This is a genomic window from Sphingomonas sp. FW306-05-A, from assembly GCF_058782275.1.
In genome coordinates, this window is the sequence record NZ_JBYSXN010000003.1 from 333726 (window position 1) to 354569 (window position 20844).

General features: G+C 66.8%; 19 protein-coding genes. 8 read left to right on the forward strand and 11 right to left on the reverse strand.

Going from position 1 to position 20844, the window contains the following annotated elements; translation table 11 throughout:
• The first annotated feature begins 3 nt into the window (after positions 1–3).
• Complete coding sequence (locus AC3WJR_RS17800; RefSeq protein ID WP_492726652.1) at positions 4–1245, forward strand: PQQ-dependent sugar dehydrogenase; 1242 nt, start codon at positions 4–6, stop codon at positions 1243–1245.
• Positions 1246–1249: 4 nt separating this feature from the next.
• On the opposite strand, the gene AC3WJR_RS17805 is transcribed toward AC3WJR_RS17800, so the two are convergent.
• The 3 genes from AC3WJR_RS17805 to AC3WJR_RS17815 form a co-directional block, all read right to left on the reverse strand.
• Positions 1250–1627: a PaaI family thioesterase gene (locus tag AC3WJR_RS17805; protein ID WP_354282892.1), complete on the reverse strand. Its 378-nt coding sequence runs from the start codon at positions 1625–1627 to the stop codon at positions 1250–1252.
• The gene (locus AC3WJR_RS17810) at positions 1627–2064 is read right to left on the reverse strand and encodes a PaaI family thioesterase (protein WP_354282890.1); all 438 of its coding nucleotides are present in this window, start codon (positions 2062–2064) and stop codon (positions 1627–1629) included. Before AC3WJR_RS17810 ends, AC3WJR_RS17805 begins: the two co-directional genes overlap by 1 nt.
• Positions 2065–2281: 217 nt before the next feature.
• On the reverse strand, positions 2282–2719 hold the full coding sequence (locus AC3WJR_RS17815; RefSeq protein WP_492726655.1) for a c-type cytochrome: 438 nt from the start codon (positions 2717–2719) through the stop codon (positions 2282–2284).
• Positions 2720–2909: 190 nt separating this feature from the next.
• On the opposite strand from AC3WJR_RS17815, the gene AC3WJR_RS17820 reads away from it, so the two are divergent.
• On the forward strand, positions 2910–4349 hold the full coding sequence (locus AC3WJR_RS17820) for an amidohydrolase (RefSeq protein ID WP_492726657.1): 1440 nt from the start codon (positions 2910–2912) through the stop codon (positions 4347–4349).
• The gene (locus tag AC3WJR_RS17825; protein ID WP_492726658.1) at positions 4346–5644 is read left to right on the forward strand and encodes an amidohydrolase family protein; all 1299 of its coding nucleotides are present in this window, start codon (positions 4346–4348) and stop codon (positions 5642–5644) included. The genes AC3WJR_RS17820 and AC3WJR_RS17825 overlap by 4 nt, the downstream gene beginning before the upstream one ends.
• Positions 5645–5794: 150 nt before the next feature.
• Here AC3WJR_RS17825 and AC3WJR_RS17830 read toward each other — a convergent pair whose 3' ends face one another.
• Together AC3WJR_RS17830 and AC3WJR_RS17835 are read right to left on the reverse strand one after the other, a co-directional pair.
• Complete coding sequence (locus AC3WJR_RS17830) at positions 5795–6583, reverse strand: crotonase/enoyl-CoA hydratase family protein (RefSeq protein WP_492726660.1); 789 nt, start codon at positions 6581–6583, stop codon at positions 5795–5797.
• A gap of 11 nt (positions 6584–6594) precedes the next feature.
• The gene (locus AC3WJR_RS17835; protein WP_492726662.1) at positions 6595–8130 is read right to left on the reverse strand and encodes an acyl-CoA synthetase; all 1536 of its coding nucleotides are present in this window, start codon (positions 8128–8130) and stop codon (positions 6595–6597) included.
• A 254-nt stretch (positions 8131–8384) separates the two neighbouring features.
• On the opposite strand from AC3WJR_RS17835, the gene pncB reads away from it, so the two are divergent.
• Positions 8385–9689, forward strand: coding sequence for a nicotinate phosphoribosyltransferase (gene pncB / locus AC3WJR_RS17840; RefSeq protein WP_492726664.1), 1305 nt, complete (start codon positions 8385–8387; stop codon positions 9687–9689).
• On the opposite strand, the gene AC3WJR_RS17845 is transcribed toward pncB, so the two are convergent.
• The 3 genes from AC3WJR_RS17845 to AC3WJR_RS17855 all read right to left on the reverse strand — a co-directional run bounded on the left by AC3WJR_RS17845 (position 9690) and on the right by AC3WJR_RS17855 (position 12376).
• Positions 9690–10079 (reverse strand): response regulator, encoded by a 390-nt coding sequence (locus AC3WJR_RS17845; protein WP_492726666.1) that lies wholly within the window; start codon positions 10077–10079, stop codon positions 9690–9692.
• A gap of 175 nt (positions 10080–10254) precedes the next feature.
• Positions 10255–12015 (reverse strand): sensor histidine kinase, encoded by a 1761-nt coding sequence (locus AC3WJR_RS17850; RefSeq protein WP_492726668.1) that lies wholly within the window; start codon positions 12013–12015, stop codon positions 10255–10257.
• Between the two features lie 94 nt (positions 12016–12109).
• Positions 12110–12376 carry a hypothetical protein gene (locus AC3WJR_RS17855; protein WP_492726670.1) on the reverse strand — a complete coding sequence of 89 codons (267 nt, stop codon included), beginning with the start codon at positions 12374–12376 and terminating at the stop codon, positions 12110–12112.
• Between the two features lie 59 nt (positions 12377–12435).
• On the opposite strand from AC3WJR_RS17855, the gene AC3WJR_RS17860 reads away from it, so the two are divergent.
• The gene (locus tag AC3WJR_RS17860) at positions 12436–13677 is read left to right on the forward strand and encodes an NAD(P)/FAD-dependent oxidoreductase (RefSeq protein WP_492726672.1); all 1242 of its coding nucleotides are present in this window, start codon (positions 12436–12438) and stop codon (positions 13675–13677) included.
• A gap of 60 nt (positions 13678–13737) precedes the next feature.
• Here AC3WJR_RS17860 and AC3WJR_RS17865 read toward each other — a convergent pair whose 3' ends face one another.
• From AC3WJR_RS17865 to AC3WJR_RS17875, 3 genes are all read right to left on the reverse strand, one after another.
• A complete protein-coding gene (locus AC3WJR_RS17865) occupies positions 13738–14457 on the reverse strand; it encodes a haloacid dehalogenase type II (RefSeq protein WP_492726674.1) in 720 nt (239 codons plus the stop codon).
• Positions 14457–15551, reverse strand: coding sequence for a histidinol-phosphate transaminase (hisC, locus tag AC3WJR_RS17870; protein WP_492726675.1), 1095 nt, complete (start codon positions 15549–15551; stop codon positions 14457–14459). The genes AC3WJR_RS17865 and hisC overlap by 1 nt, the downstream gene beginning before the upstream one ends.
• Before the next feature lie 268 nt (positions 15552–15819).
• On the reverse strand, positions 15820–16821 hold the full coding sequence (locus AC3WJR_RS17875; RefSeq protein ID WP_492726677.1) for a fumarylacetoacetate hydrolase family protein: 1002 nt from the start codon (positions 16819–16821) through the stop codon (positions 15820–15822).
• A gap of 137 nt (positions 16822–16958) precedes the next feature.
• Between AC3WJR_RS17875 and AC3WJR_RS17880 the strand changes: the two genes are divergently transcribed.
• The 3 genes from AC3WJR_RS17880 to AC3WJR_RS17890 all read left to right on the forward strand — a co-directional run bounded on the left by AC3WJR_RS17880 (position 16959) and on the right by AC3WJR_RS17890 (position 20771).
• Positions 16959–18113, forward strand: coding sequence for an acyl-CoA dehydrogenase family protein (locus AC3WJR_RS17880; RefSeq protein WP_492726679.1), 1155 nt, complete (start codon positions 16959–16961; stop codon positions 18111–18113).
• A 70-nt stretch (positions 18114–18183) separates the two neighbouring features.
• Positions 18184–19383 carry a bifunctional alpha/beta hydrolase/OsmC family protein gene (locus AC3WJR_RS17885; protein ID WP_492726681.1) on the forward strand — a complete coding sequence of 400 codons (1200 nt, stop codon included), beginning with the start codon at positions 18184–18186 and terminating at the stop codon, positions 19381–19383.
• A 209-nt stretch (positions 19384–19592) separates the two neighbouring features.
• On the forward strand, positions 19593–20771 hold the full coding sequence (locus tag AC3WJR_RS17890; RefSeq protein WP_492726683.1) for a BaiN/RdsA family NAD(P)/FAD-dependent oxidoreductase: 1179 nt from the start codon (positions 19593–19595) through the stop codon (positions 20769–20771).
• The last annotated feature ends 73 nt before the right edge of the window (positions 20772–20844 follow it).

Consider the following 20844-nt stretch of genomic DNA (forward strand, 5'->3'; position numbering starts at 1 on the left):
CTGATGCCAATGTCCCGCGCGCCGCTTGCGCTGCTGCTCGCCGCAACCGCCTGTTCGGGGCAATCGCAACAGTCCAACGCCGCCGCCCCTACCACGAACGACAGTTCGGCATCGGTTGCTAGCGCAGCCCCGACTCCAACCGCACCGCCCGTCACCACCTTGCCGGACGATGCGCCGGATGCGACCGTCAAGAACGTGGCGGCAACGACCGGCCGCGCGAACACCACCGAAACCGCGCCACCGTTCGCAATGACCACGCTCGGCCAGTTCGAGGATCCGTTCGCGATCGCGATGCTGCCCGACGGCGCTGCGCTGATCACCGAGAAGGCGGGCAAGATCAAATTGCGCAAGCCCGACGGCACAATCTCGCAGATCACCGGCGCGCCAAAGGTCGAGTTCGATAATCAGGGCGGCTTGCTCGACATCGAACTCGCGCCCGATTTCGCGACGAGCAAGCTGGTGTACATCAGCTATTCCGAACCGCGCCCGGGCGGCAGCAGCCTGGCGCTGGCGCGCGGGTTGTTCACCGGCACTGCGCTCGCCAACGTGCAGGTCCTCTGGCGCGCAGGGGCGGACGGTGTCGGCGGCCAGTTCGGCGCGAACATCGCCTTTGCGCCCGACGGCAAGTCGCTCTTCCTGTCGTCCGGCGAACGCCAGCGCTTTACGCCAGCGCAGGATCCCGAGCAGGCGATCGGCAAGATCGTCCATCTGACGCTCGATGGTCAGGCGGCCCCCGGCAATCCGATGGCGTCGGCGGGCGGGGTGCGCGCGCAGACGTGGAGCAGCGGGCATCGCAATCCTTACGGCCTGGCCTTCGCGGCCGACGGCAAGTTGTGGGAAGTCGAGATGGGCCCGAAGGGCGGCGACGAGCTCAACCTCATTCTGCCGGGCAAGAATTATGGCTGGCCGATCGTCTCCAACGGCGACAATTATTCGGGCAAGCCGATCCCGGATCATCCCAGCCGCCCCGATCTCGAAGCGCCGAAGCTGTGGTGGAACCCGTCGATCTCGCCGGGCGGCATGATCTTCTACACCGGCGCGATGTTCCCCGAGTTCCGCGGAAACCTGTTCATCGGTGCGCTCGGCGGCGAGGCACTGATCCGCGTGACGCTGTCGGGCGATACCGCCAAGGTCGCGACCCAGTATAAGATCGGCGAGCGCGTCCGCGATGTCGCGCAGGCGCCCGATGGTGCGATCTGGCTGCTCGAGGATAGCGGCAAGCTGGTGCGGCTCGCGAAGAAGTGAGCGCTCAGGCGCGCGCGATCAGATAGTTCATCCGTGCCGCGGCGATCGGCTTGGCAGGGTCATCCTGCCAGGCGGTCGCCTCGACATTGGCGACGCGTCCGCCGAGCCGAGTCACGACCCCGCGCGCAAACGTCGGCTTGTCGCGCCCGCCACGCATGTAATCGACGGTGACGTTGATCGGCTTGATCTGCCCGCCGCCATCCTCGGCGAGCGCCTGCCGCACTGCGACGATCGCCGCCATTTCGAGCAACCCGCCGATCGCGCCACCGTGGAGCCAGCCGGGTCGCCCGGTCAGCGCCTGTTCGAACGGCATCGTCAGCAGGATAGGATCGTCGCCCGCGGCGACTTCGATCCCGAGCGTCTGGGCATAAGGCGGGAGCATCAGGCGGCGTCCGTGAACATGAAAGTGCCTGCGACATGCGCGAGCGGGTCTGCGGGATCGCCGTCATGCGCCTGGCCGCGTACGAACGAGATCGAGCGGGTGATACGATAACATTCGCCGTGGCCGATCACGGTCTTCCCCGGGGTCGCGGGGCGTAGGTAATCGATCCGCAGGTCGAGCGTCGCGTGCGGACGGAAGCTGCCGAGGCGGGTCCACACCGCAAGGCTGGTCGCCATGTCCATCATCGTCAGGATCGGACCCGAAGCGAGCACGCCACTGTCGGGATCGCCGATCAGGTCCGCGCGATAGGGAAGCTGCAGCTCGCACCAGTCTGGACCGTGCGCGAGATAGCTGAGGCCGAGCAAGCCACCGTGCCCGCCGACGCCGAGGCGGGAGAAGCGGGCGGGATCGAAGGCGGGGAGGGGATCGGGCGGCATGGCTGCGCGCTCTATCGAAACGCGGGCAGGGTGCAACCCGGCAACCGTCCTGCCTGCGCAGGCAAGACCGCTACACGACCCCGTTTGTGCTCAGGCGAAGGCAGGAGACCAGGAGTCGCAGATGCTGTAAGCCGTTGTTCTGCTTGGCTCTGGATTCCTGCTTTCGCAGCAAAACCGCGCATGGCATCTGCCGACTACAGCGAGGCCAGCGCACGCCTCACCGCTTCGTCTGCAGATAGGCGATGACATCCGCGCGATCGAGCGGATCGGCGAGTCCCGCGAACCCCATCGCCGTTCCGGGTGCGAAGCGTTGTGGATCGGCGAGCCAGGCATCCATCCGCTCGGGGGTCCAGCGCCCGCCGACCTTCTGCAACGCGGCGGTATAGGCGAAGCGCTGGCTGTTCTGCGCGACCTCCGACCCCATCACGCCGAACAGGTTCGGCCCGCCGAAATCGGGCGCGCCCCGACCGACCGAATGGCAGGCGGAGCAGCTGGTAAACAGCCGTGCGCCCGCAGCGGCACTCGCCACCCGCGAAAGCGCTGCCACCGAAGGCGTCGGTCCCGCGGCACGGCGGCGCGCTTCGCGGTCATCGGGCGCGCAGGCGGTCACCGTCAGCGCACACGCGATTGCCAGGATGATTGATCTGGATGGCATGACGCCGGAATACAGGGTCGCGGGATGTCCTACAAACCGGTTTCCGCCATGATGTTGCACGCGCGCTGTGCCACCCCCGCCCCCTTCCCCGACCGGAAGGCGCGCGCCGCGGGCAAGGCGGTTGACACCCCGTAGATCCTCCCGGATTACTCGACCAATACAGCGCGAAACGCGCGAAGGGGGTTTGGGCATGAAGCATATCGGTTTGGCCACGGTGGCGCTCGCCGCCTTGCTCGCGGGCTGCGCGAGCGACGGCGGTACACGACCGCAAGGCGCATCGGCCAAAGCGGGTTCGGACAAGAGCAGCGGCAAGGGGCCCGGCATCGGCAAGGCGTTCAGCCACGATCCGTTCCCATCGACCTACAAACGCTATCCCGGCGTGCCGACGCTCGTAACCCACGTCACGATCTTCGACGGCGAAGGCGGGAAGATCGACGACGGTTCGGTGCTGTTCGCCGACGGCAAGATCGTCGCGCTTGGCCAGAGCGTCGCAGCCCCTGCGGGTGCAACCGTGATCGACGGCACCGGCAAGACGCTGACCCCCGGGATCATCGATATCCACAGCCACTTGGGCGATTATCCGACCCCGTCCGTCCCGGCGCTGTCCGACGGCAACGAAGCGACCGGGCCGATCACCGCCGACGTCTGGGCCGAACATAGCGTCTGGCCGCAGGACCCCGGCTTCAGCCGCGCGCTCACCAACGGCGGCGTCACCACGCTCCAGATCCTCCCCGGCTCGGCGAACCTGATGGGTGGGCGGTCGGTCGTTCTCAAGAACGTCTACGCCCGCACCGAACAGGGGATGAAGTTCCCCGGCGCGCCCTACGGCCTCAAGATGGCGTGCGGCGAGAACCCCAAGCGCGTCTATGGCAGCAAGGGGCGCGAGCCCTCGACCCGGATGGGCAATGTCGCGGTCGATCGCCAGACCTGGGCGAAGGCGGTCGAATACAAACGCAAATGGGACAAATACGAAAAGGACGGCGGGGAAGCCCCCGGGCGCGACATCGGGATGGACACGCTCGCGGGTGTGCTGTCGGGCGAGATCCTCGTCCAGAACCATTGCTACCGCGCGGACGAGATGGCCATCGTCATGGATATGGCGAAGGAGTTCGGCTACCATGTCAGCGCGTTCCACCATGCGGTCGAGGCGTATAAGATCGCCGATCTGCTCAGGCAGAACGACACCTGCGCCGCGGTCTGGGCGGACTGGTGGGGCTTCAAGATGGAGTCGTACGACGCGATCGGCGAGAATCTCGCGCTGCTCCAGAAGAACGGTGCGTGCGCGATGATCCACTCGGATGACGAGAACGGCATCCAGCGGCTCAACCAGGAAGTCGCCAAGGCGCTCGCGTCCGGGCGGCGCGCGGGGATCGCGATTTCGGACGCGGTCGCGTGGGAATGGCTGACCTACAATCCAGCCAAGGCACTCCACATCGACGACAAGACCGGCAGCCTCAAGCCCGGCAAGATGGCCGACGTCGTGCTGTGGAACGGCAATCCGTTCAGCGTCTACACCCGCCCCGAGAAGGTGTGGATCGACGGCGCGTTGCTCTACGATGCCAACGACCCGAAACGCCGACCGGTATCCGATTTCGAACTTGGCCAGCCCGGCTCGGGAGACGTGAAGTGAAGCGCCTGCTCCTCCTCTCCGCCGCGCTCGTCGCAAGCCCGGTCGCGGCGCAGACCGTCGCGATCACCAATGCCAAGCTCGTCATCGGGGATGGCTCCGCGCCGATCGAGGGCGGGACCGTTATCGTCCGCGAGGGGCGCATCGTATCCGCCGGACGCGGGGTCGCAGTCCCTGCCGGAGTCGAAGCGGTCGACGCCGGGGGACGCTGGGTGACGCCCGGGATCGTCGCAGGCTTCACGCGGATGGGGATCGTCGAGGTCGACGGGGTCGACGAGACCGCCGATTCGTCTGCGCGGACCAGTCCGTTCCACGCCGCGATCGACATCGCCCCCGCGGTCAATGCGAGCACGAGTTCGATCCCGCTCAACCGCGCCGAAGGCGTGACGCGCGCGATCGTCGCGCCCGATAATGCCGGGTCGATCTTCGCCGGAATGGGCGCGGTGATCGATCTCGGGGCGGACCGTTCGCCAGTGACTCGCCCACGCGCGTTCCAGTTCATGGAATATGGCGCGGACGGCGGGCGCGCCGCGGGGGGCAGCCGCCCTGCCGCGCTTGCGATGTTCCGCAACGCGCTGGCGCAAGTGGATGACGTCGTGCGCGACCCGCGCCATTATGCCGATCAGGGCAAGGACGCGCTACTTACGCGCGCCGATGCCGCCGCCTTGGTGCCGGTCACAACCGGCCAGATGCCGTTGCTCGTCCATGTCGAGCGCGCGTCGGACATGCTCGCGCTGATCGACCTCAAGCGCGATTTCCCTGCGGTGAAGATGGTTTTCGTCGGCGCGGCGGAAGGCTGGCTGGTCGCGCCGCAGCTGGCTGCCGCGCAGATTCCCGTGATCGCGTCGGCGCTCACCGATCTCCCCAATTCGTTCGATCAGCTTGGCTCGACCCAGTCGAACGTCGGGCGGATGAAGGCAGCGGGCGTCCGCGTGGGGCTTGGCATGATCAACGACAATGAAGCGCGCCAAGCGCGGCTCGAGAAGCAATATGCGGGCAATCTCGTCGCGTTGACCAAGCTGCCGGGCGCGACCGGGCTCGACTGGAACGCGGCGTTCGCGGCGATCACTTCGGTGCCGGCCGAGGCGATCGGGATGGGCGACGAGATCGGCTCGCTCAAGGCGGGGCGGCGCGGCGACGTCGTGATCTGGGACGGCGATCCGCTGGAGTTGGGGACGAGCGTCGCGGCGGTCTATATCGACGGTGTGAAGCAACCGCTACGGACGCGGCAGGATGCGTTGCGGGATCGGTATATGGTGCCGCAGGAGGGTGCTTTGCCGAAGGCGTATGAGCGGTAGGCTTTTGCGGCGTGGGTAGCCAACTGCCGCTGGCCGACCCACCCCCACCCCCTCCCTTCCAGGGAGGGGAGTAGAAAGGGCTGCCGCGCGTGCCTCCCCTCCCTAGAAGGGAGGGGCCGGGGGTGGGTCGCTCTCCGTATCGAGCAACCTTCAATCCGCGTCGTGAAACACCGCGGGCCGCTTCTGGATGTTCGCCGCGACCTGCTCCATCATCGCGGGCTTGCCGATCACCGCCATCTGCTCGGTCGTCTCCGCCTCGAGCAACGTCCGCGCATCCGCATCAAACGCCATGTTGCACAACCGCTTCGCCCCGCGGATCGCATTGGGGCTCTTCGCCGCGATCAAATGCGCGAGTTCCAGCGCCGCCGCGTGGGGCGCATGCGCGATCCGCGTGACGAACCCGTGGTGCAGCGCCTCCTCCGCATCGAACTCGTGCGACGTATAGACCAGTTCGCGCAGCACATCGTCGCGCACCAGCCCGCGCCAGATCGGGAAGCCCGCCATATCGGGCACCAGCCCCCAATAGCTTTCGCGGATCGCGAAGCGCGTCCCCGGCGCAGCGATCCGGATGTCCGCGCCCGCCATGATCTGGAACCCGCCGCCAAATGCGACCCCGTGGACCGCTGCGATCACCGGCATCGGCAAATTGCGCCAGCCCCAGGTGACATGCTGCGGCAGGATGCTCCCCTGCTCGTTGCGGTCGACCGTGCTCAGCCCCGATCCGCCCGCCGCCATACTCGTCATGTCGAGCCCCGCGCAGAACGCCTTGCCTTCGCCCGACAGCACGACGCAGCGCACGTCCTTGCGGCTGTGCAGCGAATCGATCGCTGCGCCGATCCCCTCGAACATCTGGGGGTCGATCGCGTTCATCTTGTCTGCGCGCATCAGTCGCACGTCGGCGACGTGATCGGTGACGGTGATCGAAACCCGGTCGTTCATGCTCTTCTCCATCACACGATCCGGCTGCCCGTCTCGCCCCAATATTGGTCGCGGAGCAGCCGTTTGTACAATTTGCCCGTCGCATGGCGTGGCAATTCCGTGGTGAAATCGATCTGCCGCGGCGTCTTCACCCCCGACAGTTCGGCGCGGCACCACGCGATCAGCTCTGCGGCCAACTCCGCCCCCGCTTCGTCCATGTCGACCGGCTGGACCACCGCGACGACGCGCTCGCCCATTTCCGCATCGGGCGCGCCGATCACCGCGACGTCGGCGACGCGCGGATGCGTGATCAGACGATTCTCGATCTCCTGCGGGTAGATGTTGACGCCGCCCGAGATGATCATGAAGCTCTTGCGGTCGGTCAGGTACAGATAGCCGTCCGGATCGATCCGCCCGATATCGCCGAGCGTCGACCAGCCGAACGCGTTGCGCGCCTCGGCGGTTTTCGCAGGATCGTTGTGATATTCGAACGCGCCGCCGCCTTCGAAATAGATCAGCCCTTCCTCGCCGGATGCGACCTCCGCGCCATCCTCGCCGCAGACGTGGAGCACGCCATACGCCGCCTTGCCGACCGATCCGCGATGCGCGAGCCACTCGGTCGAGGCGATCGTGGTGAGGCCATTCCCTTCCGACCCGGCATAATATTCGAACAGCACCGGCCCCCACCAGTCGATCATCGCTTCCTTGACCGGCACCGGGCACGGCGCAGCGGCATGGATCGCGACCTTGAGGCTCGACAAATCGTGCCGCGCGCGTGCCGCGGCATCGAGCTTGAGCAGCCGGACGAAATGCGTCGGCACCCATTGGCTCGCGGTGATGCGGTAGCGTTCGATCGCGGCCAGCGCGGCTTCGGGTTCGAAATGCTCCATCATCACGACCGTCCCGCCGAGCCGCTGGACCGTCATCGACCAGCGCAACGGGGCGGCATGATAAAGCGGCGCGGGGCTGAGATAGATGCTGTCGGGGCCGAGGCTGTAGAGACCGCGCGCGAGCATTTCGAGGACGGTGGTCGCCGCGATGTCGGGATCTTCCGGTAGTGCTACGCGGACGCCCTTGGGGCGACCGGTCGTACCCGAGGAGTAAAGCATGTCGATCCCGGCGCGTTCGTCGGGCACCGGATCGGCGGGCATATCGGCCACGGCAGCGTCCCAGTCCTGCCAGCGGGGAATGACGCCGCCGACCGCGAAGCGTAGCAGTTCGGGCGCGACGTGTTCGGCGACCGACGCCAGCCCCGCCGACGCGACAACCAACTTCGCGCCCGAGTCCGCGAGGATATAGCCGACTTCCGGAGCGGTCAGCTTGGTCGAGATGCAGACGAAGAACAGCCCGCTGCGCTGCGCACCCCAAGCCACATCGTAGAATTGCGGACTGTTTTCGCAGAACAGGGCGATCGTATCGCCCGGCCGAAGCCCGTGTGCGCGGAATAGGTTTGCGGCGCGATTGGACCGCTGGTCGAGCTCGGCGAAGCTGATCGTCTCGCCAGTTTCGGCGACGATCAGCGCAGGCTTGCCCGGATCACTCCGCGCATGGACGCATGGGTGCGACATTCGCCGGCCTCTCCCCTATAGATTCGTTTTGTTTTGCAACCCGATGCTAGCGCCGGGCCAGGGCCACGGCAACGGGTGAGTTTGAGCGAGAAGGGGGAACGCTCCGGCCCCACACGCCGTCATTCCCGCAAGCGCGCGACCGCTGCGAAAGGCGCTTACGGCGCGGGGATCGCCATCCTCCGTGGCAGCCGACAAGCGCCGCACCGCCCGATCCCGTGTGGACATTACGGCCCAATCCCGGAACAAGCACCGCCATGATCCTCACCGATATCGCGACGCGCACCTACAACCACGGCTGGCGGCTCGACCCGATCGTGCGCAGCCTGCTCGACACCGATTTCTACAAGCTGCTCATGCTCCAGATGATCCGGCATCTGCACCCGGACGTCGAGGCGACCTTCTCGGTCATCAACCGCACCACGTCGGTCCGGCTGGCCGAGGTCATCGACGAGGGCGAATTGCGCGCGCAGCTCGATCATGCGCGCTCGGTCCGGTTCGGCAAGAAGGAGCTGATCTGGCTTGCGGGCAACAGCTTCTACGGCAAGGAGCGGATGTTCGCGTCGGACTTCATCGGCTGGCTCGCCGACTTTCAGCTCCCGCCCTACGACCTGCGCGTGGTCGACGGGCAGTATGAACTCCATTTCGACGGGCCGTGGACGCACACTACCATGTGGGAAGTCCCGGCGCTTGCAATTGTCAACGAGCTGCGGTCGCGCGCGGCGTTGCGGCGGCACGGGCGGTTCGAACTCGACATCACCTATTCGCGCGCCAAGGCGCGGCTGTGGGACAAGGTCGAGCGGCTGCGGCATTTGCCGGGGCTCGTTCTGTCGGACTTCGGGACGCGGCGGCGGCACGGTTTCCTGTGGCAGCGCTGGTGTGTCGAGGCACTCAAGGAAGGGCTCGGCGACCGCTTCATCGGCACGTCGAACGTCCTGCTCGCGATGGACACCGACCTGGAGGCGATCGGCACCAATGCGCACGAACTGCCGATGGTCGCGGCAGCCCTGGCGCAGACCGATGCGGAACTGGCCGCCGCGCCGTACCGCGTGCTCGAGGACTGGCGGCGGCATTATGCGGGCAATTTGCTGATCGCGCTGCCCGATGCGTTCGGGACCAGCGCATTCCTCGCCAAGGCACCGCACTGGCTGTCCGAATGGAGCGGGTTCCGCCCCGACAGCGCGCCGCCGATCCCCGCGGGCGAACAGATTATCGCCTGGTGGCAACAGCACGGCGTCGACCCGCGCGAGAAGCTCCTGATCTTCTCGGACGGGATGGACGTCGCATCGATCGAGCAGGTCTATCGCCATTTCGACGGGCGCGTGCGGATGAGTTTCGGCTGGGGGACCAACCTGACCAACGACTTCCGCGGCTGCGACCCGCGCGGGGGTGCCACGCTCGAACCGATTTCCCTGGTGTGCAAGGTGACTGCGGCCAACGGGCGCCCCGCGGTCAAACTGTCCGACAACCCCGCCAAGGCGACCGGCGATCCCGCGGAGATCGCGCGCTACCTGCGGGTGTTCGGAACCGAAGGGCACGTCGCAAGCCGCGTCGTGGTGTAATCAGCTGGGGTCCGCGATCAGCGCGCGAACCGCACCGACCAGTTCGATCGGATCGAATGGCTTGAGGATGACGCCCGCGACGCCGTGCGGGGTCAGATCGGGGCCGATGACGTCGGTGCCGCGCGCCGTCATGAACACGGCGGGCGTTTGTGCGAAATCAGCATGGCTGCGCAACGCCGACAACAGCGTCACGCCGTCCATCCCGGGCATCATGTAATCGAGGATGATCGCGGTTGGGCGCCACGGGTCGCGTTCGATCGCCTCCAGCGCGGCGGCCCCGGATCCGAATGCGTGCACCTCGATTTCCGGGTCGAGCGACAGGGACATTTCAACGATCGTGCGGATATCGGGATCGTCATCGACGTACAGGATCCGCATCACCCGCGTCATGATAGTCCTCGCCGATCGCGCATTTCGAAGGACATCGGGGCGGACCGCGCAGGGCGCGGTGTCACGGTCGAAGCAGCATGGCCGCCCGTCGTGAACACCAAAGACCCGCGCGTACATGCCATGCCGACGTCATCCTCGGTCATCAAACGTCCGTACCGGGCGGCGGATCCAGCGATCACCCAACACTGTGTTTGGGATCGGAATCGGGATCGAGATCCAGCGCAAAGCCGAACCGCGAACCGCCACCGGGGCGGTCCTCGAACCAGATCCGGCCGTCATGCCGCGCGATGATCTCGCGCGAGATCGCGAGCCCGAGGCCGGTCCCCACGCCGCGCTCTCCGTCCGCGCGCTCGAACCGGCCGAAGATGCGGTCGCGGAACCCGATCGGAACGCCCGGTCCCTCGTCGTCTACCGTGACCAGCGCGCTCGCGTTCGCGATATTCGTGCTCAGCCCGATCGTTACCACGCCCCCCGTCGGCGTCGCGCGAACCGCGTTGGAGACGAGATTGGTGACGACCTGCAACAATCGATCCGCATCGCCGAGCACGGGGACCGCGGCATCGGGCAGGCTGGATGCGACGTGTACCGATTCCACCGCCGCGAGGCCCTGGCTCCCGACCGTCGCCCGATCGACCACGCTGCGCAGGTCGATCGGAACGCGGTTGAGCGACAGCGTTCCCGACTGAATGCGGTCGATGTCGAGCATGTCGTTGATCAGGCGGATCAACCGGCGCGAATTGTTCTCGGCAATCTCGATCAGCCGGGCCGCGGGCTCGGGCAGGGGGCCGACTGCCCCGCCGCGCAACAGCCCGAGCGCACCGACGACCGAGGTCAGCGGCGTCCGCAATTCGTGGCTGATCGTCGAGATCAGCACGTCCTTCATCCGTTCGACGCGCTTGCGTTCGGACACGTCGCGCGCGGCGACGACGACATAATATCCCTCGGGCAGATCGATCACCCCCAGCGCGACGTCGACCGTGATCTCATGCCCGTCGCGGTGGACCAGCGTGCGGCCCATGCGATACGGCTGCCGGATCCGTCCGTCGACTAGGCCGATCCGCGCGTGAAATTGGCTGACATCGAACGGGGCATGCGCCACCTTGCCGACATCCTGCCCGACCAGTTCCTCCGCCGGATAGCCCAGCATCGCGGAGGCGGTGCGGTTGATCGTCTCGATCCGCCCGTCCGGGTTGATGATCGCCATCGCATCGATCGTGCTGTCGAGGATCGTGCGGTTGCGTTCCGCGATCGCATAGGCTTGCAGCCGCGCCTGGTAGCGCGCCACGCTCTGCCGCCAGAAGGCGAACCCCGTCACGCAGCCGAGCAACCCGAGGGCGATGATCCCGACCCAAACCGTCGTTTCGTCCTGCCGCAAGTCGTCGCGAAACGCCGCGGCGCGTTCGTCGCGCGAATCCTCTGCCGACTGGACGAAATCGGCAGAAACGGCGCGCATCCGCTCCATCAGATCGCGCCCCGCGCCCGCCGCCACCTGTCGCGCTACGGCGGCGCTACCGTTTGCCCGCCGCTGCGCGATCATCGAGTCCATTTCGGCGAATTTGCGATGCGCGAGGTTCCTAAGCGCGATCAGCCGGGCGAGTTGCGCAGGTTCATTCGCAAGGTCGCGCTCGAGCGAGTCAAAAGTCGCGAACACGTCGCGGCGGGCCGGCGCATAATCGGTCAGGAACCGGTCGCTGCCGGTGATGATGAACCCGCGCTGCGCCGATTCGGCGTCGGTCATGCGCGGGATTAACGTCGCGACCACAACGCGCCGGTCGAACGCCTGGAGCGTTTGCTCCCGCAAGCGTTCGCTGACGGTATAGCCATTGCTGAGCCAAGCCGCCGTGATCGCCAGCAATAGCGGGCCAAGTACGGCAAGCGCCACGAACCTGAGCGCGCTCGGCCTGTTCGGGAGTGCAAGGTCTGCGGGGCGTTTCACGCCGTGCGCCCAAGATGACGGAAACTAGGCGATGACGCCATCCTCCACCCTGCACGCATGATGATCGATCGGCCGGGCGCGTGGAAGAACGGCGTCATGCGCGCCCTTCATTCCCCATGCCGCCGCGTCGGTAGGCCGACGAAATGGGCTCGTACGCTATTGCCGACATTGCGGCATCACTTTGCGAGAAAATCGCGCGCTCCCCTGCGTTTTTCTTCTTATTTCCGACCTGTATCAGCAATGGATCAGAAGACAATCGGCTATCACCGTAACTTGCATTGCGGGCGGTATCGGCATTTGCAGGGCGAATTCTGGACCGGCCGCGCGCCGCCGGATTGATCGTACGCAGGGGGGCAGGCATGACGTCCCCCGTCCCCCGTTCTTCGCCCACCCGCCCTCCGCCTGAACGAGTACCCTGCCATGACCGATGCCCCCGTTTCGTTCGACGTTCTGATCGTAGGCGCGGGGCATGGTGGTGCGCAGGCGGCGATCGCGCTGCGCCAGCGCAAGGTCGAGGGAACGATCGCGCTGCTCGGCGACGAGCCCGAACTGCCGTACGAACGCCCGCCGCTGTCCAAGGATTACCTCGCCGGGGACAAGCCGTTCGAGCGCATCCTGATCCGTCCTGCGATCTTCTGGGCCGACCGCGACGTCACCTTGCTCCCCGGGCGCAGCGTCGTCTCGGTCGATCCGGTCGCGCACAGCGTCACGACCGCAGACGGCGAAACGATCGGCTATCGCACACTGATCTGGGCGACGGGCGGGGCACCGCGACGGCTGAGTTGCTCGGGGCACGATCTGCGCGGGGTCCACGGGGTGCGGACCCGCGCGGATGTCGACCGGATGATCGCCGAACTGTCCGCCGTCTCGCGCGTGATCGTCGTCGGCGGCGGCTATATCGGGCTGGAGGCGGCGGCGGTGCTGACCAAGCTTGGCAAGCATGTCACGGTGCTGGAGGCGGCACCCCGCGTGCTCGCGCGCGTCGCGGGGCCGGCGCTGTCGGACTTTTACGAAGCCGAGCATCGTGCGCACGGAGTCGACTTGCGCACCGGCGTTACGGTCGCCTGTATCGAGGAGCGCGACGGCGCGGCGTGCGGTGTGCGACTGGGGGATGGCACCGTTCTGCCGGGCGAGATGGTCGTCGTGGGGATCGGGATCATCCCCGCGGTCGGGCCGCTGCTCGATGCAGGGGCCGCTGGCGGGAATGGCGTGACGGTCGACGCATTGTGCCGCACGTCGCTCCCCGACGTGTTCGCGATCGGCGATTGTGCGGCGCATGCCAACGGCTTTGCCGACGATGCGGTAATCCGGCTGGAATCGGTGCAGAATGCGAACGACCAGGCGACCACCGTCGCGCGGCTGCTCGCCGGGGAAGAGGTGCCCTATGATGCGGTGCCGTGGTTCTGGTCGAACCAATATGATTTGAAGCTCCAGACCGTCGGGCTGTCGACGGGGTATGATGCGACGGTGCTACGCGGCGATCCGGCGACGCGGAGTTTCTCGGTGGTGTATCTGCGCGAGGGCAGGGTGATCGCGCTCGATTGCGTCAACGCGACTCGCGATTACGTCCAGGGTCGCGCTTTGGTGCTGGCCCGCGCGGCGGTGGATCAGGCGTTGCTCGCGGATACGGGCGTGCCGCTCAAGGAAATACTGCTGGCCTGATCGGTCGCTGCTGCTTTCCGGCGAAAGCTGGAATCCAGGGTCTCACAGATGTGTAGTTCTTCAGGAAAGGACGGGCTCCAGCACATCCGCCAGTTCGGTGAGCGACCCCGCCGCATACTCCCAATCCTGCGCGGCCTTGCGGTCGGGCTTGGGCGCACCGCCCAGTTCCAGCGGGCGATCGACATAAGCGGTCTGCAACCCGCACGCACGCGCCGCCGCCAGGTCGCTGTGATGCGCCGCGACAAGGCACAGGTCTCCGGGCACGATGCCGAGAATGTCCGCAGTCCCGACATAGGCGGCCGGCAACGGCTTGTAGATCCCGGTTGCTTCGGCCCCGAGGATCGCATCCCACGGCAACCCACCGAACCGCGCGAGGTGCATCATCAGCGCGAGATTGCCGTTCGACAGCGTGACGATCGGGATACGCGCGCGCAACCGGGTCAGCCCCGCGACCGCATCGGGCCAGGGATCGAGCCGCCGCCACGCCATTGCGAAATCGGCGACGGACGCCGGGTCCGCCACCACCCCATGCGTCGCCAGCAGCGTGTCGAGCGTCTCGCGGTTGAGCACGTCGAGCCGGGTATAAGGCCGCCGCCCCGACCGGCATTCCTCCATCGCCGGCTGGTAAAGCGCGCGCCATGCGTCCGCGAAGGCGTGCGGATCGATCCCGGTCACGCCGACCTTCGCAAAGAACGCCGCCGCCTCGCGCGCCACGCTGGTTCGCCAGTCGACGACGGTACCGAACACGTCGAAGGCGAGAGCGCGGAGGCGCGGGCGCATCAGCCGGCGACGATCTCGCGCAACGCCTCGGCCAGGCCGCGCGTCTCGGCTTCGGTGCCGATCGTCATCCGCAGCCCGTTCGCCAGACCCTGCCCGGGCAACCAGCGGACGATATAGCCGCGCTCGAGCAACGCCTTATAGGCGGTCTCCGCGGTGACCGCGCCTTCGAACAGGACGAGCACGAAGTTCGCCTCGCTCGGCACGGGGCGCAGCCCCGCATTGCCGAGCTTCGCCATTTCCTTGGCGAACCACGCCCGCCAGACGCGATTGTGCTCACGCGACTGGGCGATGAAGTCGGCCGCGCCGAGCGCTGCGATCGCCGCCTCTTGTCCTGCGGTGGTGCAGCAGAACGGCGCGCGGATCCGGTGCATCGCGGCGATCGCTTCTTCCGAACCATAGCCCCAGCCGATCCGCTCGGCGGCAAGCCCGTGGATCTTGGAGAAAGTCCGCGTGACGATCACATTCGGCTGGGTGCGCGCAAGCTCCAGCCCGCCGTCGTCATCCTCGGGCGCGAGATATTCGGCATAGGCCTGGTCGAGCACGAGCATCACGTGCGGCGGAAGCGCGGCATGGAGCCGCGCGATCTCGTCCTTGCGGGCGAAAGTGCCGGTCGGGTTGTTGGGGTTGGCGACGAACACGATCCGGGTGCGATCGGTGACGCAGGCGAGGATCGCGTCGACATCGGTCGCGTGGTCCGTGTCCGGCGCGATCACCAGCGTCGCGCCGACGCGGCGGGTGGCGATCTCATAGACCGCGAAACCGTAGCGGACCTGGATCACTTCGTCGCCGGGCCCGGCATAGGCGCCCGCGATCAGGTGGAGCACTTCGTCCGACCCGGTGCCGTAGATGACGCGCGCGGGGTCGAGATCGTGATGCGCCGCAATCGCCTCGCGCAGCGCGATCGCGCCCGCATCGGGATAGCGCGCGAGATCGCCCGCATGGCGCGAGAAGGCAGAGACCGCCTGCGCGCTGGTGCCGAGCGGATTCTCGTTCGACGAGAGCTTGATGACGGGGGCATCGCCATCCGTGGTCGAGCGACCCGGAACATAGGGAGCGATGGCCATGACCCAGGCCTTGGGAAGCGGTGCGTTCATGCTGAGCGGTTAGCGTTTGCCGGGGGTTATGGGAAGGGTTTGGCTGCGACGGGTGCCGCTGTCGCTGTCCGCCAATTTTGTTGCTGTTACTCTTACTCTTACTCTTACTCTTACTGTACTTCCCCGGCGGAGGCCGGGGCCCAGTAGAGAAGGTCGACGTCAACAAGGCACAGCGCCAGACAACGATCCGCCCTCTCCTGGGCCCCGGCCTCCGCCGGGGAAGCGGCAGAACAGCAAGAAGCGCTAAAACAGAACCCCAGCGCCGCCCTCACCCCACCGTTTGTTCGATCACCCCAAAGATCGGATGCCGCTTGTCGTCCTCCGCCCAGATTCGCACCGTGTCGCCCGCCTTGAGGAACGGCGTCTTCGCCCCGCCTGCGAGAATCGTTTCGACCGTGCGCACTTCCGCCAGGCACGCATAACCGACCCCGCCGTCCGCGATCGGCTTGCCCGGGCCGCCGTCCGCGTCCCGGTTGGACACGGTGCCCGATCCCACGATCGTCCCCGCGCCCAAAGCGCGCGTCTTGGCCGCGTGCGCGATCAGCGTGCCGAAATCGAAGGTCATGTCCTCACCCGCCGCGACGCGCCCGAACGGCTGGCCGTTGAGGTCGATCATCAGCGTGCGGTGGAGCTTGCCGTCCCGCCACCAGTCGCCGAGCGACTCAGGGGTAACGAACACCGGCGAAAAGGCGCTCGCGGGCTTCGACTGGAAGAAGCCGAACCCCTTGCCGAGTTCCCCCGGGATCAGGTTGCGCAGCGACACGTCGTTGGTCAGCCCGACCAGCCGAACCGCCGCAAGTGCTTCCTCGCGGCTCGCGCCCTGCGGGACATCGCCGGTCACGACGACCACTTCGCCCTCGAAATCGCAGCCCCAGCTTTCGTCGGCTAGCGGAATGGCGTCGCGTGGGCCCAGGAACCCGTCCGATCCGCCCTGATACATCAACGGGTCATGCCAGAAGCTGTCGGGCATTTCGGCCGAGCGCGCCTGCCGCACCAAGGCAACGTGGTTCACATAGGCAGAGCCATCCGCCCATTGATACGCGCGCGGCAGCGGCGACGCGGCGGCATGTTCGTGGAAGCGCCGCATCGGGATCATCTCATGCTCGAGATCGGTGCTGAGATTTTCGAGATCGGGCGCGAGCCGGTCCCAGTCGTCGAGCGCGGCCTGGAGCGTCGGCGCGATATGGCTGGCGTCGGCATACCAAGCGAGATCGTTCGACACGACGACGAGGGCACCGTCACGGCCGGACTTGAGGCTTGCCAGTTTCATGAACTCTCCTACGATTTTTGCCTAGCATACCCCCGTGTCCGGGCGTGTCGAGCGCGGGCTGTCGCGATAGTCGTTGACGTTCGCGGAAACCCGCCGCACACCCGGGCAAAAGAAGGTTGCAAGAGAGGACTGATCTGATGACGCTCGACTCCGTCGCTGGCCGCTTCGCGTATACCGAGGATCACGAGGCGTTCCGCCAGACGGTGCGGAGCTTCCTGCAGAAGGAAGGCGTCCCCCATGTCAACCAATGGGAGGAAGAGCGGCTCGTCCCCAAGGATTTCTGGCGCAAGGCAGGCGAGATCGGGATGCTCTGCCCGACCGTGCCGGAGGCGTATGGCGGACTCGGGCTCGACTTCGGCTATAACGCGATCGTCGACGAGGAGATGGCGTATAACGGCGTCCCCGCGGGCTTCTCGCTCCAGTCCGACATCGTCTGCGGCTATCTGGAGGCGTACGGATCGGAAGAGCAGAAGGCGCAGTGGCTCCCCAAGCTCGTCTCGGGCGACGTGATCACCGCGATCGCGATGACCGAGCCCGGCACCGGCTCCGACCTCCAGGCGATCCGCACGACCGCGAAGAAGGATGGCAATCATTACGTCATCAATGGCTCCAAGACCTACATCACCAATGGCCAAAATACCGACCTGACGTTGGTCGTCGCCAAGACCGATCCCGATGCCAAGCCCGCGTGGAAGGGCATGTCGATCATCCTGGTCGAAAGCGACCGCGAGGGTTTCAGCAAGGGCCGCAAGCTCGACAAGATCGGGCAGGATGCCGCCGACACGTCCGAACTGTTCTTCAATGACGTGCGCGTGCCGATGACCAATTGCCTCGGCGAGGAGGGCAAGGGCTTTATCTATCTGATGAGCCAGCTGCCGCAGGAGCGCCTGTCGATCGCGGTGTCGGTCCACGCGTCGGCGCAAAAGGCGTTCGACGAGACGGTCGAGTTCACCAAGACGCGCAAGGCCTTTGCCGGAATGGTGTTCGATTTCCAGAACACGCGCTTCGTGCTCGCGGATCTCAAGGCGAAGCTGCAGGTCGGCTGGGCGCATCTCGACTGGGCGATCGCGCGGCATCTCAAGGGCGAGCTGACCAACGAGGAAGGCGCCGCCGCCAAGCTGTGGCACACCGATCTGCAATGGGAGGTGATGGACGCCTGTCTCCAGCTCCACGGCGGGGCGGGCTATATGAACGAATATCCGATCGCGCGGGCGTGGCGCGCCGCGCGGGTGACGCGGATCTTTGGGGGGACGAACGAGATTATGAAGGAGCTGATCGGGCGCTCGCTCTAGCGCGTGGCGCTTGCGCGCATCTGCTGCGCGTTTCAGGGTCGCGTTGCGGCGATCTGAGACGGAGACGGTAATGAAGCGCGATGTGACCTTCCCCAATGCGCAGGGGCATCAGCTCGCGGGTGCGCTTGATCTGCCGCCCGGGCGGATTCGTGCGGTTGCGCTGTTCGCGCATTGCTTCACCTGCACCGCGCAAAGCCATGCCGCGCGCCGCGTCAGCCTCGCGCTCGCCGAACAGGGGATCGCGACGCTGCGGTTCGATTTCACCGGGCTCGGCGCGAGCGAAGGTGCGTTCGCCGACAGCCATTTCAGCGCGAACGTCGACGATCTGGTCGCCGCGGCCGAATTTCTGTCGGGCGACGTCGGCGCGCCCGCGATCCTGATCGGTCATTCGCTCGGCGGGGCGGCGGTGATCGCTGCGGCGGAACGGATCGAGTCGGCGCGCGCGGTGGTGACGATCGCCGCGCCGTTCGATCCACGCCACGTGCTCCATCTCATCAAGGGTGCCGATGATCTGGAGGATGAACCGCGCGACGTGTCGATCGGTGGCCGTCCGTTCCGGATCGGGCGCGCATTCCTCGCCTCGGTCGAGGGGCAGGACCAGGCCGACCGGCTCGCACGCCTCAAGCGCGCGCTGCTGGTGCTGCATTCGGCGACCGACGCGACCGTCTCGATCGAGAATGCGCGCGCGATCTTCGAGGCGGCGAAGCACCCCAAGAGCTTCGTCGCGCTGGACGGTGCGGACCATCTGCTGACCGATGCCGACCAGGCCAGCTACGTCGCGCAGATCATCGCCGCCTGGGTCCAGCCGTTTCTCGGCGCGGCGATGCCGGTCGATGCGGTGCCCGAGGGGCATGTCCGCGTCACTTCGACCGAGGCAAAATTCGTCCAGATCGTCGAATCGGCGGGGCACAGCCTGCTTGCGGACGAGCCTGTCGCGAACGGCGGAAGCGACCTAGGGCCGACGCCCTATGATCTGTTGCTCGCCGCGCTGGGGAGTTGCACCGCGATGACGCTGCGGCTGGTCGCGGAGCGTGAGGGCATCCCGCTGGAGGGCGTCGAGGTGACGCTTCACCACAACCGCCGCCACGCCGACGATTGCGCGGCGGCGGCGGGCAAGTGCGCGCAGATCGAAGTGATCGAGCGCACGGTGACGCTGGAGGGCAATCTCACACCCGCGCAGCGCGAGCGGATGCTGGCAATCGCGGACAAGTGCCCGGTCCACCGGACGCTCATGGGCGAATTGCGGGTCGAGACGCGACTGGCGGGGTAAGGGCTCGCGACTGCTGCAAAGAGCGCTTCTCCGGCGAAGGCCGGAGCCCAGTAGCGGGCCGGGAGGTTGCAGGCCGCTGCGCATCGTTACCGCGACCTTCGCTCCTGGGCCCCGGCCTTCGCCGGGGAAGCGCTACAGGGGGGAGGGGGTGTCACCCCCCCCACCACGAAACATTTCTGTTTGCCCGGCCATCGCTCTAAGGCGAGCGGATGACCTCCAATCCCTATGACGCGATCATCCTCGGCGCAGGCGCCGCCGGCCTCATGACCGCTGCCGTTGCGGGCCAGCGCGGGCGGCGCGTGCTGCTGATCGACCATGCCGACCAGATCGGAAAGAAGATCCTGATCTCGGGCGGCGGGCGGTGCAATTTCACCAACGTGAACACCGCCGCCGACCGCTACATTTCCGCCAACAAGCATTTCGCCAAGTCCGCGTTGGGGCGCTACACCGCCGCCGACTTCATCGCGCTGGTCGACCGCTACGGGATCGCCTGGCACGAAAAGACGCTCGGGCAATTGTTCTGCGATGGCTCGGCGAAGCAGATCGTCGCGATGCTCCAGGACGAGTGCGATGCAGGCGGGGTGGAGATCGCGCTCGGCGGCGCGGTGCGGGATGTGGACCATGGCGATGGCCAGTATCGCGTTAGTTTCGGCGCGCGCACCGCCACGGCGCCCGCATTGGTGATCGCGACGGGCGGCCCTTCGATCCCGCAAATGGGCGCGACCGGCTTCGCTTATGATCTCGGGCGGCGGTTCGGGATGAAGATCGTCGAGCCACGCCCCGCGCTGGTGCCGCTGACGCTCGGCGGCGAGGAGACGTTGTTCCGCTCGCTCTCCGGGGTTGCCGCCGAGGTGGTCGCGAAGGTCGGCAAGACCCACTTCCGCGAGGCGGCGCTGTTCACGCATAAGGGGCTGAGCGGCCCTGCGATTTTGCAGGTGTCGTCTTACTGGCGGCACGGTGAGCCGGTCGGGATCGATTTCCTGCCTGCGCTCAAGCCCGGCTGGCTGGTGGCGGCGAAACATGCGCGGCCGCGGGTGACGCTGGCGTCGGCCTTGTCGAATCACTTACCCGGGCGGCTGGCGGAAACGCTTGCCGACCGGCTCGGCGTCGAGGGCGAGATGGGCGCGTCGACCGACAAGGCGATCGATGCGGCAGCGCGACAGCTCGCGGACTGGCGGTTCACGCCCAATGGGACCGAGGGCTTTGCAAAGGCCGAAGTGACCGCCGGGGGGATTTCGACCGCAGAATTGTCGTCGCAGACGATGGAATCGCGCAAGGTGCCGGGGTTGTATGCGATCGGTGAGGCGGTCGACGTGACCGGGTGGCTCGGCGGGTACAACTTCCAATGGGCCTGGGCGAGCGGCTGGGCGGCGGGGATGGCGGTCTAGGCGAGGGCCGCCGCCGCCTCGGGCCGACCCACCCCCGCCCCCTCCCTTCCAGGGAGGGGAGGCACGCGCGGAG